The organism is Jiangella alba (assembly GCF_900106035.1).
Classification (GTDB): domain Bacteria; phylum Actinomycetota; class Actinomycetes; order Jiangellales; family Jiangellaceae; genus Jiangella; species Jiangella alba.
In genome coordinates this window covers 2,091,389-2,107,986 of sequence record NZ_FNUC01000004.1, presented here as the reverse complement: position 1 = coordinate 2,107,986, position 16,598 = coordinate 2,091,389, and the positions used below count along the sequence as shown (strand labels likewise).

Sequence of the window (16,598 nt, the reverse complement as noted above, 5' to 3'; positions counted from 1 at the left end):
ATCCTGGTGTCGCAGACGGTTGATGATCATGGAACGTCAGAGCTTGGGCACGACGGTCTGGAAGAACAGCTCGACCTGGCGGCGGGTGTCGCCGTGGACGGGCCAGAAGACGAACGTCTCGAAGCCGAGGCGGTCGCGGTAGTCGGTCAGCGCCTCGGCCCAGTGCCCGGCCGAGCCGACCAGCAGCTGGTCGTTGCGCGCCGGCCGGTCGTCATCGATGACGCCCATGACGTTGAAGACGCGGCGGACGGCGGACGGGGCGCGCCCGGCGGCGACAGCGGCGTCGTCGATGGCCCGCTGCATGGCCGGGACCTCGTCGAGCGACAGGTAGGCGTTGGTGGGCAGCCAGCCGTCAGCGTGCCGGCCGGTGATCGCCAGCATGCGCGGCTTGAACGAGCCGACCCACACCGGCGGGACGGGGTCAGGGGCGGCCCCGGCGACCGCGACGGCGTCGTGCAGACGGTAGTACGCGCCGTCGTGCGTGACCGGCTGCCCCGACCACAGCCGGCGCAGCAGCGGGACCGCCTCGTCCAGCGCGCCGATCGCCTCCCCCAGCGACCCCCACTGCGCGCCCCAGCCCGGCAGCCCGTCGTACGGACCGCCGGCGCCGAGGCCGAGCACGAACCGTCCGCCGCTGGTGTGCTGCAGCGTGGCCGCGCCCTTCGCCATGACCGCCGGGCTGCGAAACGGCAGCGCCGTCACGTTCGTCGCCACCCGCACCCGCGTCGTCCGCGCCAGCAGCAGCGGGACCAGCGTCCACGCATCGAGCTCGGACGGCAGGTACGGGTGGTCGGCGACGGTGACGAGATCGGCGCCGAGCTCCTCGGCGATCGTCGTCGCCTCGAGCAGTTCGGGCAGCCGGTGCGCCGACGCCGGGAGCGCCGCGCCGTAGGAGAGGGGGTCAGCCATGACCCCACTCAACAACCTCAAGCGGTGTTGGGGTCAAGGGACTGGCGCAGGAACGCCCCCGTCCGCGACTCCGGCGCCGCGGCGATCTCCTCCGGCGGGCCGGTCGCCACGACCCGGCCGCCCGCCGCTCCACCGGCGGGCCCGAGGTCGATCACCCAGTCCGCGGTGCGGACGACGTCGAGGTCGTGCTCGATCGCGACGACGGTGTTCCCGGCCGCGACCAGCCGCCGCAGCACGCCGAGCAGCCGCGCGACGTCGTCGACGTGCAGCCCGGTGGTCGGCTCGTCCAGCAGGTAGAGCGTGCGGCCGGTGGACCGGCGGGCCAGCTCCTTCGCCAGCTTGATCCGCTGCGCCTCGCCGCCGGACAGCGTCGTCGTCGGCTGGCCGAGCTGCAGGTAGCCGAGGCCGACGTCGTCGAGCAGCCGCAACCGCGCCACCGCGCCGGGCACGTCGGCGAACAACTCGACCGCCTCGGCGACCGTCATCGACAGCGCCTCGGCGATGTCGTGGCCGCGGTACTTCGCCCGCAGGACGTCGCGGGTGAACCGGCGGCCGCGGCAGACCGGGCAGCGGACCTGGACATCGGGCAGGAAGTGCATGGACACGTTCAGCACCCCGGCGCCGGTGCACCGCTCGCACCGTCCGCCGGGCACGTTGAACGAGAAGTGCCCGGCGCTCAGGCCGAGCGACCGGGCGCCGTCGGTCGCGGCGAACGCCTCGCGGATCGGGGTGAACGCGTCGGAGTAGGTGGCCGCGTTGGACCGCGGCATCCGCCCGGCCGCCTGCTGGTCGATCGTCACGACCTTGTCGAGGTGCTCCCAGCCGTCGATGCCGTCATGGTCGCCGGGCGGGTCGCCGGCGCCGGTGAAGCGCCGCCGCCCGGCGCGGTCGACGATGTCGAGCAGCAGTGACGACTTCCCCGACCCGGACGGCCCGGTGACGGCGACCAGCCGGCCCAGCGGCAGCGCGACGGTGACGTCCGTCAGGTTGTGCGCGCGGGCCCCGCGCACGACGAGCGCGGCGCCGTCGACCGGCGACAACGGCGCCCGAGGCACGCTCAGACGGCCGGACAGGTAGGCGCCGGTCACCGATCCCTCGGTGGCCGCGACCTCGTCGGGCGTGCCGGCCGCGACCACCCGGCCGCCGTCGCGGCCCGCGCCGGGCCCGATGTCGATGACGTGGTCGGCGGCCCGCAGCACCTCGAGGTCGTGCTCGATGACCAGCACCGTGTTGCCGAGGTCGCGCAGCCGGCGCAGCACGCCGACCAGCCGGGCGACGTCGGCCGGGTGCAGCCCGATGGTCGGCTCGTCCAGCACGTACAGCACGCCGGTGAGCCCGGACCCGAGCAGCGCCGCCAGCCGCAGCCGCTGCGCCTCGCCGGCGGACAGGCTCGGCGTCGACCGCTCCAGCGTCAGGTACTCCACCCCGACGTCGACCAGCCGGCGCACGCGTTCGTGCAGGTCGGCGACGACCGGCTCGGCGAAGCGCCACTCGCCGTCGTCGACGCGCCCGCGCAGCGCGTCGATCCACGCGGCCAGCTCGCCGAGCGGCAGCCGCGCGGCGTCGACGACGGTCAGCCCGGCGACGGTGACGCGGCGGCTCTCCGGCCGCAGCCGGCTGCCCTCGCACTCGGGGCACGTCTCCTGGCGCAGCAGCCGCTCGGTCTTCTCGCGGTAACCGGTGTCCTCGATGCGGTCGGCGTAGCGGCGCAGCACCGCGGTGGCGACGCCCTCGAACCGGCCGGCGGTGACGGTGCGCGGCGGCGCCGCGGTGACGTGGCGGCCGAACTCCGGGCTCTCGACGCCGTACAACAGCAGGTCGCGCTGGACGTCGCCGAGCTCGCGGACCGGCACGTACGCGTCGAACTCGAACCCGTAGTGCCGGCCGGCGGCCGCCAGCACCGCGATGTTGCGGTCGGTCGTCACGGGGTGCCAGCCCAGCACCGCGCCCTCGGCGACGCTGAGGTCGTCGTCGACCAGCCTGGACGTGTCGGGCCGGACGACCACGCCGAGGCCGGTGCACGCCGGGCAGGCGCCGGACGGCTTGTTGAAGGAGAAGTCGCCCATGACGAGGTCGGGCACCTCGGCGCCGCAGTGCTGACAGCGCACCGTCTCGGGGTCCTGGTCCTCGTCCCAGTCGTCGTCCTGGTGGCTGGGCGGCAGCGGCGCCGCGCAGGACGGGCAGGGCCGGTGGCCGATGCGCGCCCACAGCAGCCGCAGGTAGGTGAAGACCTCGGTGGCGGTGCCGACGGTGGACCGCGGGCTGCGGTTCGTCAGGTACTGGTCGATGCTGATGGAGGGCGACAGCCCCGTGATGGAGTCGACCGGCGCCTTGCTCACCCAGGCGGTGACCAGCCCGAGCGACTCCAGGTACTGGCGCTGTCCCTCGCGGTGCAGCAGGTCGAAGGCGAGGGTGGACTTGCCTGAGCCGGACCGGCCGGTCAGCACGACCAGACGCTGGCGCGGGATGGCGACGGTGACGTTCTTCAGGTTGTGCAGGCGGGCGTTCGCGACCCTGATCGCGCCGAAATCCATCCTTCAATTCTCCCATTGAGTCGCTTGTTGAAGGTTGCCCGCGGCCAGAGCGCTGTACGAGCGGATAAGCTTCAACTCCGCCGTACAACGGGAGGGACCGGATGGCGCTGCGCCCGGTGGACCTCGGCCGGACCGTGGGCATCTCGGCCCAGCAGGTCCGCAACTACGAGGAGGACGGCCTGCTGCCGCCGGCACCGCGGTCGGCGTCGGGGTACCGGCAGTTCACCGAACGGCACCGCGAGGCGCTGCTCACCTACCGCGCGCTGCTGGCCGGCTACGGCGTCATCGCGGCGCGGGCGATCATGCGGTCGGTCCACGACGACGACGTGCCCGGCGCGCTCGCGCTGGTCGACGCCGCCCACGCCGACCTGCACGACCAGCGGCGGCAGCTGCGCGAGACCGCAGGCGCCGTCGAGACGCTGGCCGCCGGCGCGCCGCGGGGCGGGCCGGCCGGCGCGCCACGGGGCGGCCCGGGGCTGCGGGTCGGCGAGGTCGCGCGGCGGCTCGGCGTGCGGACGTCGGCGCTGCGGACGTGGGAGGCGTACGGCCTGCTCGCCCCCGCACGCGAGCCGGGCACGTCGTACCGCAGCTACACCGCCGACGACGTCCGCGACGCCCAGCTGGTCAACCTGCTGCGGCAGAGCCACTACGGGCTGCCGCAGGTGCGCCAGGTGCTGGACGAGCTGCGCCGCACCGGCAGCACCGCGGCGCTGCGCGCGGTCCTCGCCCAGCGCGCGGATCAGCTGACGGCGCGGGCGCTGGCCATGCTCGACGGCTCCGGACGGCTGCACGCGTACGTGACCACCGGCTGAGCCGTCGCCGTCAGCCGGGCGTGGAGTCGCGGGCCGCCTCGCGCGCCTCGCGCACCGCCTCGCCGGCGTTGGCCCACGGCGTGCCGGCCCACGGGTCGTAGTCGACCTCGAGCGGCTCCTGCTCGGGGCGGCGCTCGTCGGGCACGTGCTGCAGGTTGACGCGGATGCGGTACCAGAGCGAGCTGCGCCCGCGCATGCCGTCGACCAGGATGTCGGCCGGTTCGAGGTGCGGCACGACGTCGGTGTGGCGCTGCTTCCAGCGCTCCAGCCCGGCCAGCGCCTCGTCCTTGGTCTTGGCCCGGGCGATCTCGATGAGCGGCATCGTCTGCGTGCGCCGCCCGGTGCCCTTCGGCGGCTTCTCGGCCGGCCCGAGCCGTTCGGCCAGCTCGAGCAGCGGCTCCAGCGATCCGGCGGACGTCTCGATGCCGGCCCACGGGTCGCCGATCTCGGCGTACCGGCGCGGTGCGGTGGCCAGCGTGTAGTCCTCGGCCCGGCAGCCGGGGACCTCGTCCCACGTCAGCGGCATCGACACCCGGGCGTCGGCCTTGGCGCGGACGGAGTAGGCGGAGGCGACGGTGCGGTCCTTGGCGTTCTGGTTGAAGTCGACGAAGACGCCCTCGCGCTCTTCCTTCCACCACTTCGCCGTGGCGATGCCGGGCGCGCGGTTCTCGACCTCGCGGGCCACGCTCTCGGCGGCCAGCCGCACCTGCCGGTACGACCACAGCGGGTCGATGCGGGTGTAGATGTGGAAGCCGCGCGAGCCGGACGTCTTCGGCCAGGCGCTCAGCCCGTGGTCCTGCAGCACTTCACGCGCCACCTGCGCGACGTCGAGGATCTGCGCCCACTCGATGCCCGGGTTGGGGTCGAGGTCGATGCGCAGCTCGTCCGGACGGTCGAGGTCCTCGGCGCGGACGGGGTGCGGGTTGAGGTCGATGCAGCCGAGGTTCACCACCCACGCCAGCGCCGCGGCGTCGCGCACCACCACCTCGTCGGCGAAGGTGCCGGAGCGGTAGCGCAGCGTCGCCACCTCGACCCAGTCGGGCCGCTTCTGCGGGGCGCGCTTCTGGAAGAACGCCTCCTGGTCGATGCCCTTGACGAACCGCTTGAGGATCATCGGCCGGCCCTCGACGCCGCGCAGCGCGCCGTCGGCGACCGTCAGGTAGTAGGTGACGAGGTCCAGCTTGGTGTGGCCGCCGTCGGGGAAGACCACCTTGTCTGGATGGGTGATCGTCACCTCACGCCCGGCGACCTCCAGCACCTGCGAGGACGACATGACACCACCATAGAGCGGCCGGTGCCGGCCGGCGGTCACGCCGGGGGTGACGACGACGGCTGCGGCTGCGCGGCCTCCTGGGCCAGTGCCGCCTCGGCGACCGGGTGCTCGACCAGCGCGAGGACCCGGCTGGACATGAACCGGGCGGTGCGCACCGGCGTGCCGGACCGGGTGACCTCGGCGACCACGACGACGCCGCGGCCGATGCTGACGTCGACCCGGCGGCCGGCCTTCGTGGCCACGATCTCGTAGCTGCGCGTGGTGTCGCCGGCATCGATGACGATCTCGACTCTGTCGCCCCGCATGGACACCTCCGACGGCCGCCGCTACCCCCACGATGCCACGCGGCACCGACAGCCCGGCGGCGTCAGCCGGCCCACTCCAGCAGCGGCGAGCGGCGCTGCGGGTCGCGCAGCTCGGCGATCGACTGCTTCTCCAGCTGTCGCACCCGCTCCTTCGTGAGGCCGACGCGCTCGCCGACCTCCTGCAACGTGTGCTCCCGGCCGTCGTGCAGGCCGTACCGGAGCGTGATGATCAGGGCCTCGCGCGGCGGCAGCGTGTCGACCAGCGCCCGCAGCTCCTGGGCCAGCGCGTGGTACTCGACGACGTCGGGGGCCTGCAGGATCTCGGTGTCCTCGATGAGGTCGCCGATGCTGGCGCTGCCCTCGTCGCCGACCGGGGTGTCGAGGCTGATGGTGTCGCGGGCGATGCGGCGCAGTTCGGCGACGCGGGCCTCCGTCAGGCCGGACTCGGCGGCCGCCTCCGCGATCGTCGGCTGGCGGTCGAGGGCCGCCTGCAGGCCGCGCTCCACCCGGCCGAGCTTCGCGATGCTCTCCAGGACGTGCACCGGCAGCCGGATCGTCCGGGCCCGCTCGGCCTTGCCGCGCTCGATGGCCTGCCGGATCCACCACATCGCGTAGGTCGAGAACTTGAACCCCTTCGCGTAGTCGAACTTCTCCACGGCCCGGATCAGCCCGAGGTTGCCCTCCTGCACGACGTCCAGGAAGGACAACCCGGTGTTGCGGTAGTACTTGCGCGCCGCCGACACGACCAGCCGCAGGTTCGCGCGGATCATGTGGTCCTTGGCCCGTTCACCGTCGCGCACCAGCGCCTCCAGCTCGGCCGGCGCGGCCGCTCCGGTACCCGACTCCAGCAGCGACGCCGCGTACACGCCGGCCTCGATGCGACGCGCCAGCTCGACCTCCTCGGCCGCCGACAGCAGCGGCGTGGCGCCGATCTGCTTGAGGTACTGACCGACGAGGTCGTAGTCCTCGTCCGGCTCCCGCGGTTCGCTCCGCACCGCCGCGCGCCGATGCCCGTGATGTGCCATATCCGGCGGCTACCCAGCTCGCGAGGGCGTAAACGGCGGATCGGCCGGACGGCGGCGGGGTACGGACCAGCTGAACGAAAGGAGTTCCCGATGACCACCGACACCCCGCACACGCTGGTCCACCTCACCGACTCCGGCCTGGCCGTGACCGCCGACGACGACGTGCGCGGCCGCGAGGTCGTCGACCGCAACGGCGACGAGGTCGGCACCGTCGACGACCTCGTCGTCGACCCGGAGGAGAAGAAGGTGCGCTTCCTGCAGGTCGGCTCCGGCGGCTTCCTCGGCCTCGGCGAGCGGAAGCAGCTGATCCCCGTCGACGCGATCGTGCGGATCGACGAGAAGGTGCACATCGCCCAGGACCGCGGCCACGTGGCCGGTGCGCCGGCCTACGACCCGGACCTGGTGCCGGCCGGCGAGTACTACGAGGAGTTGTACGGCTACTACGGCTACCCGCCGTTCTGGGCGGCCGGCTACGCGTACCCGCCGTACCCGTTCTACCTGTAACCGGTCAGTCGGCCGCGGCGGCCGCCTCCTCGTAGTCCAGCCGCTCCAGCTCGCGCCGCATGATCTCGTCGTCCAGCTCGCCGGCGTCGCGGGCGGCGGTGAGGGCCAGCCGCTGGGCGGCGAGGATCTCGCGGCGGACGGCGACCATGGTCTCGCGCACCGCGGGGGCGTGCTCGGCCTCCTCGACCTCGGCGTCGAGCGCGTCGGCGGAGTGCCGGGCCCGCATCGCGGCGGCGAACCGGTCCCGCATGGTGCTGAGGACGACGGGATCGGCGCCCGGCGGCGGGTGGTCGAGCAGGTCGCGCAGGGTCTGCTCGGCCGCCGCCCGGGCGATCTGGCGGGCCCGCCGGACCTCCTCGGACTCCTCCTCGCGCTCCGCCTCGTCGTCGATGTTCATGCGCCGGACGAGCATCGGCAGCGTCGGCGCCTGGATGACCAGGCTCCCGACGGCGACGACGAACGCGAGCGCCTGGATGGTGCTGCGGCCCGGGAACGGCTCGCCGGACGCCGTCAGGGCGGGCACACCGGCCGCCGCGGCCAGCGTCACCACCCCGCGCATGCCCGACCACGAGAGCACCGTGAGCTGCGCCCGGGGCAGCGGCTGGTGGGGACGCGGCCGCCGCCGGCGCCGTCGCCACGGGAGCCGCAGGTAGCGCCGTCGCAGCACCCGCTGGCCGTAGGTGAGGAACACCCAGAACGGCCGGATCAGCAGCACCGTCAGCAGCACGACGACGGCCGACAGCACGAACCGCGCCCACTCGCCGTCCGCCAGCCCCAGGTCGGCGAAGACGAACTTGCACTGCAGCCCCATGTAGGCGAAGACGAACGCCTCGAGCAGAGTGTCCAGGCTGCGCCAGACCTGCCGGCCCTGCAGCCGCGTCTCGAACCCGGCGTCGGCGTCGTGGTGGCCGAGCCAGAACCCCGCGGCGACGACGGCGAGGACGCCGGACGCGTGCAGCTCCTCGGCGAACAGGAACGCGGCGAACGGCACCACCAGCCCGAGCGCCGTCTCCAGGCCGCTCTCGCCCAGCCGCTGACGGGTCCAGTGCACGCCCGCGGCCAGCGCCACGCCGACACCGACGCCGACCACCGCCGAGTACACGAACAGCAGCAGCGCGTTGCTGATGAACGGGTGGCTGCCGGCCGCCGCGGCCACCGCCAGCGTGAAGATGGTCAGCGCGGTCGCGTCGTTGACCAGGCTCTCCCCGGTCAGGATCGTCATCAGCCGCTTCGGCAGCCCCAGCTTCCGACCGATCGCGACCGCGCTGACGGCGTCCGGCGGCGCGACGACCGCGCCCAGCACCAGCGCCGACACCAGCCCGAGCCCCGGCACCACCCAGTTCGCCACCACGCCCGTGACCAGCGTCGACACGACCACCATGCCGACGCCGAGGGACAGGATCGGGCGCAGGTTACGGGCCAGGCTGTAGACGGAGAAGTCCAGCGCCGCGGAGTACAGCAGCGGCGGCAGCACGACGCTGAGGATGAGGTCGGGTTCCAGCTCGAACCGCGGCAGCCCGGGCACGAACGACACCGCCGACGCCAGCACCACGACCACGATCGACGCCTGCAGCCCGCGCCGGTTGGCGACCGCGGTCACCGCGATCGCGCCCACCACCACGAGCAGCAACTGCATCGTCTGGCAGGTTAGCCAACTACGGGATGTGCTGGACCCCGATCCGCTTGCGGAACATCCAGTAGACCCAGCTCTGGTACGCCAGCACGGCCGGCACGAACGGCACCGCCACCCACGTCATCACGGTCAGCGTGTAGTCCGACGACGACGCGTTCGTCGTGTTCAGGCCGTTCGCGGCGTCCAGCGTCGACGGCAGCACGTCCGGGTAGAGCGCGGCGAACAGCGTCGCGCCGACCGCCGCCACCGTCGCGAACGTCGCGGTGAACGCCCAGCCCTCGCGGCCGCGCGCGTTCGCCGTCGCACCGGCCGCGACCGCCACCACCGCGACGATCGCCGCGACACCGGCCGCCCACGACGGCGAGTCGTCGCGCAGCACCGTCCACCCGAGGAACCCGGCCAGCACGACGGCGACCGGGACCGCGAGCCGTCCGGCCAGCCGCCGCGCCCGCTCGCGGATCTCCCCGACCGTCTTCAGGCCGATGTAGTGGGCGCCGTGCAGCAGCGACAGCGCCAGCGTCACGACGCCGCCGAGCAGCGTGTACGGCGTGACGACGTCGCCGAGGTCGCCGACGAAGTCGTGCCCGGCGTCCAGCGGCAGCCCCTGCACGAACGCCGCCAGCAGCACGCCCCACACGAACGCCGGCACCGCCGAACCGGCGAAGATCACCAGGTCCCAGCGGTTGCGCCAGGTCGCGGTGTCGCCCTTGGCGCGGTACTCGAAGGCCAGGCCGCGGCCGATCAGCGTCAGCAGGATCAGCACCAGCGGCAGGTAGTACGCCGACCACGCCGTCGCGTACCACTCCGGGAACGCCGCGAACGTTGCGCCGACCGCGGTGATGACCCAGACCTCGTTGCCGTCCCAGACCGGGCCGATGGTGTTGATGAGGACGCGGCGCTCGGTGTCGTCGCGGGCGAACCGGCGGGTCAGCATGCCGACGCCGAAGTCGAAGCCCTCGAGCGCGAGGTAGCCGATCCAGAGGACCGCGATGAGCAGGAACCACAGCGTGCTCAACTCCATGATCTGCACTCCCCTCAGTACGCGAAGCTCAGCGGCTTGTCGGCGTCGTCTCCCTCGGCGGGTGGCGGCGGTGGCGCGACGTCGGGCAGGCCCGGCCGGGCGTGCTTGACCAGCAGGTGCACCCACAGCCAGGTCAGGCCCGCGTACAGGACGGTGAAGGCGGCCAGCGAGATGAACACCGTCCGGGCCGTGGTGCTGGGGCTGATGCCCGACGCCGTCGGCATCAGGCCGAACACCAGCCACGGCTGCCGGCCCATCTCGGTGAAGATCCAGCCGAGGGCGTTGCCGGCCAGCGGAAGGAGCGGGAGCACCGCCGTGACGCGCAGCGCCCAGGGCGACGTCGGCACCCGTCCGCGTCTGGTCGCCCACAACTGCCAGAGCGCGATCAGCCCGGCCAGCCCGCCCATCGTGATCATCATCCGGAACGTCCAGTAGGTGACCGGGATGTTCGGGCTGTAGTCACCCGGGCCGAACTCCTCCTCGTACTGCGCCTGCAGGTCGTTGATGCCCTCGACCTTGCCGTCGAACGAGCCGGTCCCGAGGAACGACAGCAGCTGCGGCACCTCGATCGAGTAGATCGCCTCGCTGCCGTCGAGGGTGCCGATGGTGAACAGCGAGAACGGCGCCGGCTGCTGCGTCTCGTACAGCGCCTCGGCGGCGGCCATCTTCATCGGCTGCACCTCGGTCATGACCTTGCCCTGGAAGTCGCCGGAGACCGCGACCCCGATGCCGCCGACGAGGACGGTGACGGCGCCGATGCGCAGCGCGGTGCGGAACGCGCCCCGGTCCGACGGCGCGCCGGGCTCGGCGTCCTCCGGGTTGCGGGCGCCGCGGATCAGGTGCCACATGGCGACCGCCGCCACCACGCCGCCGCCGACCATGAACGCCGCGAAGATCGTGTGCGGGAACGTGACCAGCAGCACCTTGTTCGTCAGCACCGCCCAGATGTCGGTCAGCTCGGCGCGGCCGGCCTCCTCGTTGATCTCGTAGCCGACCGGGTGCTGCATGAACGAGTTCGCGGCCAGGATGAAGTACGCCGACAGCAGCGTCCCGAACGCCGTCACCCAGATCGTGGCCAGGTGGATCTTCGGCGGGATGCGGCCCCAGCCGAAGATCCAGACGCCGACGAAGACCGACTCGAGGTAGAACGCGAGCAGCGCCTCCATCGCCAGCGGCGCGCCGAACACGTCGCCGACGAAGCGGCTGAAGTCGCTCCAGTTCATGCCGAACTGGAACTCCTGCACCAGGCCGGTCACGACACCGACGGCGAGGTTGATCAGCAGCAGCTTCCCGAAGAACTTCGTGAGCCGCAGCCAGCGCTCGCTCTTCGTGCGCATCCACACCGACTGCATGATCGCGACGAGGAACGCCATCGAGATGGTGAACGGGACGAAGAAGAAGTGCACCACCGTCGTGATGCCGAACTGCCAGCGGGCGAGGTCCAGCACGTCCATGCGCGTTGCCCTTCGGTGCGTACTACGGAACGTCGTAGATGCTACGACATACTGTAGTACTACGAACGGTCGGTAGACTGATGAACGTGCCAGGACGTGCCCGACTCGGTGAACTCGAACGCGCCGTCATGGAGCAGTTGTGGGCGCTCGGCGCGCCGGCCACCGTCCGTCAGGTCCACGAGGCCCTGGCCGGGTCGCGCGACGTCGCGTACACGACGGTCATGACGGTGCTCGATCGGCTGGCCCGCAAGGGGTCGGCCGAGCAGATCCGCGACGGCCGCGCCTACCGCTACCGGCCCGCGTTCAGCCGCGACGAGCTGACGGCCGAGCTCATGCACGAGGCGCTCGACACCGTCGACGGCACGGACCGCACGGCGGCGCTGCTGCGCTTCGTCGGGTCCGCCTCCGAGGACGACGCGCGGGCGCTGCGTGAGGCGCTCGAGGCGGTGGAGCGGTCGGCTCGTGATTCCGCGTGACCGAGACCACGCCCGTCGTCCTGCTGGTCCTGGCCTTGTTGCTGACCGGCCCGGTGCCGGCGCTGCTGGCCCGGGCGACGTGGCCGCTGCGGGTGCCGCGGGCCGCGCTGGTGCTGTGGCAGGCGGTCGCGCTGGCGGCGGTGCTGTCGGCGCTCGGCGCGGGCGCCTCGGCCGGGACGCTCGTCATGACGCATCGGTCGCCGTCGTGGTGGCTGGTGGTGCTGCACGGCGCGGCGCTGCTGCTGACGACGGTGGTCGTCGCTCGGCTGCTGTGGTCGGCGCACACGCTGGGCATGACGCTGCGGGCCCGCCGTCGCCGGCAACGCCACGTCGTCGACCTCGTCGGGCGCTCTGACCAGCGCGCGCCGGGCGCCCTCGTCGTCGACGTCGCGCGGCCGGTGGCGTACTGCATTCCTGGGGTGCGCTCGCGCGTGGTGGTGTCGGCGCCGGCGCTCGACGCCCTGGGCTCCGACGAGACCGCGGCCGTCCTGGCGCACGAGCGGGCACACGTCCGGGCCCGCCACGACCTCGTCCTCGAGGGCTTCGGCGTCCTGCACGACGCGTTCCCGCGATTCGTGCGCGGCTCGGTCGCCCTCGACTCCGCCGCCGGCCTCATCGAGATGCTCGCCGACGACGCCGCCCGGCGACGCAGCGGCGCGGTGCCGCTGGCACGGGCGCTGGCCCGCATGGCCGACGCCCCGGTTCCCGCCGGCGCTCTCGGGTCCGGCGCCGTGACGCCCGCGGTCCGCATCCGCCGCCTCGCCGGCCCACCCGGCCCGCAGCCCTGGCTGGTGGCCGGGCTGGCCTACACCGTCGCCGCCGCGCTGGTGGCGGTGCCGACCGTCGCGGTCGCGGTGCCCTGGCTGACGGCGTTGTCGCGCGCGCTGCTGCCCTGACGACCGGCTCAGGCCGACCGGTCGCGATCCGGGCTGTTGACCTGAGCGCCAACTGTTGGCGCTCAGGTCAACACGTGGAATCGGACTAACCGCTCCGAGCGCTCCCCGCCGCGCATAGGTTGGCTCGTGACGGCCCACACGACCGACCCGAAGGAGCCGGCATGATCCCCGCCGCGGAGCTCACCGATCCCACCGTCCGTTCCCTGGTCGCCGCCATCAACGACGGCGACCGCGCCGCCTTCCTGGGCCTGCTCACCCCCGACGCCGTCCTCACCGACGACGGCTCGCAGCGCGACCTCGAGGACTGGATCGACCGCGAGATCTTCACCGTCAACGGCCACCTGGACGTCGAGTCCCAGTCGGCGGACGGACGGTCGCTGGTCGCGGCCTACCGCAACGACACGTGGGGCCAGATGCGCACGTCCTGGTCCTTCACCGTCGTCGACGGCAAGGTCAGCCTGCTCGCGACCGGCCAGGCCTGACGCCGGAACCGCTCAGTCGCCGGCGTCCTTCGCGGCCACGACCGCCGCGTAGACCTCGCGCTTGGGCAGCCCCAGTTCGCGGGCGACGTCGGCGATCGCCTCCTTGCGGCGCACCCCGGCCGCCTCGCGCTCGACCACCTGCGCCACCGCGTCGGCCGGAGTGGCGGTCGCCGAGCGGGGCGGCGCGCCCTGCACCACCACCGTGATCTCGCCGAGCGGCCCGTCCGCAGCCGCCCACGTGGCGAGCTCGCCCAGCGGCCCGCGCCGGACCTCCTCGTGCGTCTTGGTCAGCTCGCGGCACACCGCCGCCGGACGGTCCGCGCCGAACGCCGCCGCCATCGCCGTCAGCGTGTCGGCCAGCCGGTGCCGCGACTCGAAGAACACCATCGTGCGCTGCTCGTCGGCCAGCGCGGTGAACGTCCGCGACCGCTCCCCCGGCCGGCGCGGCGGGAAGCCCTCGAAGCAGAACCGGTCGACCGGCAGCCCGCTGACGGCGAGCGCCGTCAGCACCGCCGACGGCCCGGGCACGGACGTCACCCGGACGCCGGCCGTCACCGCCGCCGCCACCAGCCGGTAGCCGGGGTCGGACACCGACGGCATGCCGGCGTCGGTCACCAGCACCACGCGGGCGCCGTCGGTCAGCGCCGTCAGCAGCTCCGGCGTGCGCGCGGACTCGTTGCCCTCGAAGTACGACACCAGCCGCCCGGCGATCGTCACACCCAGCGAGGACGCCAGCCGGAGCAGCCGCCGGGTGTCCTCCGCCGCCACCACGTCGGCCGCCGCCAGCTCGGCCGCGAGCCGCGGCGGAGCGTCGCCGGTGTCGCCGATCGGGGTGCCGGCCAGCACCAGGACACCGTCGGTCGTCGAGTTCGCCACCCGCCCATCCTCGCGCAACGGAGGCCGCTGGTTCACAGCGAGCACTCGTAGGATGACCCGGTGACCCAGACGGTTGACGCCCCAGAGGCTTCCGAGACGGAGCGGTCCGCGGCCGGCTTCCGAGCCCGCCTCGTCCGGCCGATGCCGTCCGACCGCGTCTGGGGCTGGATCGGCCCGCTGCTGGTCGGCGTGGTCGCGGCGGTGCTGCGGCTGGTCGATCTCGGCCGCCCCAACAAGATCATCTTCGATGAGACGTACTACGCCAAGGACGCCTACTCGCAGCTGCTGTTCGGGTACTCGCGCAAGTTCACCGAGGACGCCAACGAGCGCATCCTGAACGGCGACCTCGACGTCTTCCTGAACGAGCCGTCGTTCGTCGTGCACCCGCCGGTCGGCAAGTTCATCATCGGCCAGGGCATCGACGTGTTCGGCATGGACCCGTTCGGCTGGCGCATCGCCGTCGCGCTGTGCGGGGTGGCGACGGTGGTCATGCTCGCCCGCATCGGGCGGCGGCTGTTCCGGTCGACGCTGCTCGGCTGCGTCGCCGGCCTGCTGCTCGCCGTCGACGGCCTGTCGATCGTGATGAGCCGCACGGCGGTGCTCGACGGCATCCTCGCGATGTTCATCGTCGCGGCGTTCGGCTGCCTGCTGATCGACCGCGACCAGATGCGGGCCAAGTACGCCGACTGGGGCGAGTCCAGGCTGGCCCGCGGGTTGACCGAACCGGGCGACGGGCCGCTGTTCTGGTGGCGGCCGTGGCGGCTGGCGGCCGGCGTCATGCTGGGCCTGGCCTGCGGGACGAAGTGGAGCGGGCTGTACGCCCTGGCGGTGTTCGGCCTGATGACGGTGTTGTGGGAGGTCGGCGCCCGGCGCGCGGCCGGGCTGCGCAGCCCCGTCCTCAACTCGGTGCTGCGCGACGGGCCGGTCGCGTTCCTCTCGATGGTCGTCACCGCCGCCTTCGTGTACGTCGTGTCGTGGTGGGGCTGGATCACGTCGTCCAACGGCTACCACCGGCAATGGGCCACCGAGAACGCGCCGTCGGCGCTGGGCTCGCTGTTCCCGAGCTGGGCGCGCAGCCTGTGGCACTACCACGCGGAGATGTGGCGGTTCCACCGCGACCTCGACACCCCGCACGACTACATGTCCAAACCGTGGGAGTGGCTCTACCTCGGCCGGCCGGTGTCGTTCGACTACGAGGGGTACGACCTCGGCGAGGCCGGTTGCAAGGCCGAGCGGTGCAGTCAGGCGGTGCTCGCGCTGGGCACGCCGCCGCTGTGGTGGGGCGCGTGCGCGGCGCTGCTGGTGTGTCTGTGGTGGTGGTTCTTCCGCCGCGACTGGCGGGCCGGTGCGATCCTCGCCGGGATCATCGCGACCTGGGTGCCCTGGCTGTTCTTCACCGACCGGACGATCTTCTACTTCTACGCGGTCGCGATCGTGCCGTTCCTGGTGCTGGCCGTGACGTTCGTGCTGGGGCTGATCATCGGGCCGCCCGACGCCTCGCCGCGACGGCGCGCCGTCGGGGTGGCGATCGCCGGCGGCTACGTCCTCATCGTCGTGGCCGTCGCCGCCTGGTTCTACCCCATCCACGTCGACCAGCTGATCTCGTACGACGCCTGGCGGGCACGGATGTGGTTCAGCAGCTGGATCTAGGTGAGTTCGGCCATGCCCTCGATCAGCAACCAGACGCCGAACAGGACGAACAGGGCAGAGGCGCCGACCTGGATCAGCCGCTCGGGCAGCCGCTGCCCCAGGTAGCGGCCGACGACGATCGCCAGCGCGTCCGCGGCGACCATGCCGACGGTAGAGCCGATCCACACACCGACCCAGTCGTTGTCGGCGGCCAGCGTGATGGTGGCGAGCATGGTCTTGTCGCCCAGCTCGGCCAGGAAGAACGCCGTGCCGACGGCGATGACGGCGGCCTTGGTGGTCCGTTCGGCCTTGCTCTTCTCGTCGTCGGTCAACGAGTCGCCGCGCCACGTCCAGGCGGCGAAGCCGAAGAACGCGACCGCCGCGACGACGTTGATCCAGCCGGTCGGGAGCGCCTCGCCCAGCCCGAACCCGATCGCGACCGACGCCAGGTGCACGACGGTCGTCGCGATCGTGATGCCGAGGATGACGTGCCACGCCTTGAACCGCGTGGCGAACGTCAACGCCATCAGCTGGGACTTGTCACCGAGCTCGGCCACGAAGATGACGCCGAAGCTCACGAGGAACGCGGCCCACAGGTCGGCCATCGGATCCCTTCCAGTCACGCCGGACCGGAAGATGCGAGACTCCGACCCGGCAACGTATTGCCATGGGTCGAAGGTCTCGCCCGCCTCTGACGAGGCCGCGCGGCCGGACGCCGGAGCGTCAGTATGTCGACCGCGACATTGGGGGCTACTCCCCTTCGCTGGGG

General features: G+C 72.8%; 16 protein-coding genes. 6 read left to right on the top strand and 10 right to left on the bottom strand.

Annotated elements, in window-relative coordinates; translation table 11 throughout:
• Window positions 1-36: 36 nt before the first annotated feature.
• Together BLV02_RS27730 and uvrA are read right to left on the bottom strand one after the other, a co-directional pair.
• Window positions 37-909, bottom strand: a complete 873-nt coding sequence (locus BLV02_RS27730; RefSeq protein ID WP_069112481.1) for an LLM class flavin-dependent oxidoreductase — start codon at window positions 907-909, stop codon at window positions 37-39.
• A 17-nt stretch (window positions 910-926) separates the two neighbouring features.
• On the bottom strand, window positions 927-3,443 hold the full coding sequence (uvrA, locus tag BLV02_RS27725; RefSeq protein ID WP_074946731.1) for an excinuclease ABC subunit UvrA: 2,517 nt from the start codon (window positions 3,441-3,443) through the stop codon (window positions 927-929).
• A 101-nt stretch (window positions 3,444-3,544) separates the two neighbouring features.
• On the opposite strand from uvrA, the gene BLV02_RS27720 reads away from it, so the two are divergent.
• Window positions 3,545-4,255, top strand: a complete 711-nt coding sequence (locus BLV02_RS27720) for a MerR family transcriptional regulator (protein WP_069112480.1) — start codon at window positions 3,545-3,547, stop codon at window positions 4,253-4,255.
• A 10-nt stretch (window positions 4,256-4,265) separates the two neighbouring features.
• Here BLV02_RS27720 and ligD read toward each other — a convergent pair whose 3' ends face one another.
• The 3 genes from ligD to BLV02_RS27705 form a co-directional block, all read right to left on the bottom strand.
• Window positions 4,266-5,528, bottom strand: a complete 1,263-nt coding sequence (gene ligD / locus BLV02_RS27715; RefSeq protein ID WP_069112659.1) for a non-homologous end-joining DNA ligase — start codon at window positions 5,526-5,528, stop codon at window positions 4,266-4,268.
• A gap of 35 nt (window positions 5,529-5,563) precedes the next feature.
• Window positions 5,564-5,833 (bottom strand): hypothetical protein, encoded by a 270-nt coding sequence (locus BLV02_RS27710; protein ID WP_069112479.1) that lies wholly within the window; start codon window positions 5,831-5,833, stop codon window positions 5,564-5,566.
• A 62-nt stretch (window positions 5,834-5,895) separates the two neighbouring features.
• On the bottom strand, window positions 5,896-6,858 hold the full coding sequence (locus BLV02_RS27705; RefSeq protein WP_069112478.1) for a sigma-70 family RNA polymerase sigma factor: 963 nt from the start codon (window positions 6,856-6,858) through the stop codon (window positions 5,896-5,898).
• A 90-nt stretch (window positions 6,859-6,948) separates the two neighbouring features.
• Between BLV02_RS27705 and BLV02_RS27700 the strand changes: the two genes are divergently transcribed.
• Window positions 6,949-7,362: a PRC-barrel domain-containing protein gene (locus BLV02_RS27700; protein WP_069112477.1), complete on the top strand. Its 414-nt coding sequence runs from the start codon at window positions 6,949-6,951 to the stop codon at window positions 7,360-7,362.
• 4 nt (window positions 7,363-7,366) lie between these two features.
• On the opposite strand, the gene BLV02_RS27695 is transcribed toward BLV02_RS27700, so the two are convergent.
• The 3 genes from BLV02_RS27695 to BLV02_RS27685 are packed head-to-tail and all read right to left on the bottom strand — an operon-like array spanning window position 7,367 to window position 11,470.
• A complete protein-coding gene (locus BLV02_RS27695; RefSeq protein WP_069112476.1) occupies window positions 7,367-8,998 on the bottom strand; it encodes a Na+/H+ antiporter in 1,632 nt (543 codons plus the stop codon).
• A gap of 19 nt (window positions 8,999-9,017) precedes the next feature.
• Window positions 9,018-10,016, bottom strand: coding sequence for a cytochrome d ubiquinol oxidase subunit II (gene cydB, locus BLV02_RS27690; protein WP_069112658.1), 999 nt, complete (start codon window positions 10,014-10,016; stop codon window positions 9,018-9,020).
• 14 nt (window positions 10,017-10,030) lie between these two features.
• Window positions 10,031-11,470, bottom strand: coding sequence for a cytochrome ubiquinol oxidase subunit I (locus tag BLV02_RS27685; protein ID WP_069112475.1), 1,440 nt, complete (start codon window positions 11,468-11,470; stop codon window positions 10,031-10,033).
• Window positions 11,471-11,550: 80 nt separating this feature from the next.
• Between BLV02_RS27685 and BLV02_RS27680 the strand changes: the two genes are divergently transcribed.
• From BLV02_RS27680 to BLV02_RS27670, 3 genes are all read left to right on the top strand, one after another.
• Window positions 11,551-11,946, top strand: coding sequence for a BlaI/MecI/CopY family transcriptional regulator (locus BLV02_RS27680; RefSeq protein WP_074946729.1), 396 nt, complete (start codon window positions 11,551-11,553; stop codon window positions 11,944-11,946).
• Window positions 11,943-12,842: a M56 family metallopeptidase gene (locus BLV02_RS27675; protein ID WP_069112473.1), complete on the top strand. Its 900-nt coding sequence runs from the start codon at window positions 11,943-11,945 to the stop codon at window positions 12,840-12,842. The genes BLV02_RS27680 and BLV02_RS27675 overlap by 4 nt, the downstream gene beginning before the upstream one ends.
• 161 nt (window positions 12,843-13,003) lie before the next feature.
• Complete coding sequence (locus tag BLV02_RS27670; RefSeq protein ID WP_069112472.1) at window positions 13,004-13,324, top strand: nuclear transport factor 2-like protein; 321 nt, start codon at window positions 13,004-13,006, stop codon at window positions 13,322-13,324.
• Window positions 13,325-13,336: 12 nt separating this feature from the next.
• Here BLV02_RS27670 and rsmI read toward each other — a convergent pair whose 3' ends face one another.
• Window positions 13,337-14,200 carry a 16S rRNA (cytidine(1402)-2'-O)-methyltransferase gene (gene rsmI, locus BLV02_RS27665; protein ID WP_141711659.1) on the bottom strand — a complete coding sequence of 288 codons (864 nt, stop codon included), beginning with the start codon at window positions 14,198-14,200 and terminating at the stop codon, window positions 13,337-13,339.
• 60 nt (window positions 14,201-14,260) lie between these two features.
• Here rsmI and BLV02_RS27660 point away from each other — a divergent pair, with 60 nt between their 5' ends.
• Entirely contained in the window at window positions 14,261-15,850 is a 1,590-nt protein-coding gene (locus BLV02_RS27660; RefSeq protein ID WP_141711658.1) for a dolichyl-phosphate-mannose--protein mannosyltransferase, read from the top strand.
• On the opposite strand, the gene BLV02_RS27655 is transcribed toward BLV02_RS27660, so the two are convergent.
• Window positions 15,847-16,434, bottom strand: coding sequence for a TMEM165/GDT1 family protein (locus tag BLV02_RS27655; protein WP_069112470.1), 588 nt, complete (start codon window positions 16,432-16,434; stop codon window positions 15,847-15,849). The two genes, BLV02_RS27660 and BLV02_RS27655, sit on opposite strands and share 4 nt — an antisense overlap.
• Window positions 16,435-16,598: the final 164 nt, after the last annotated feature.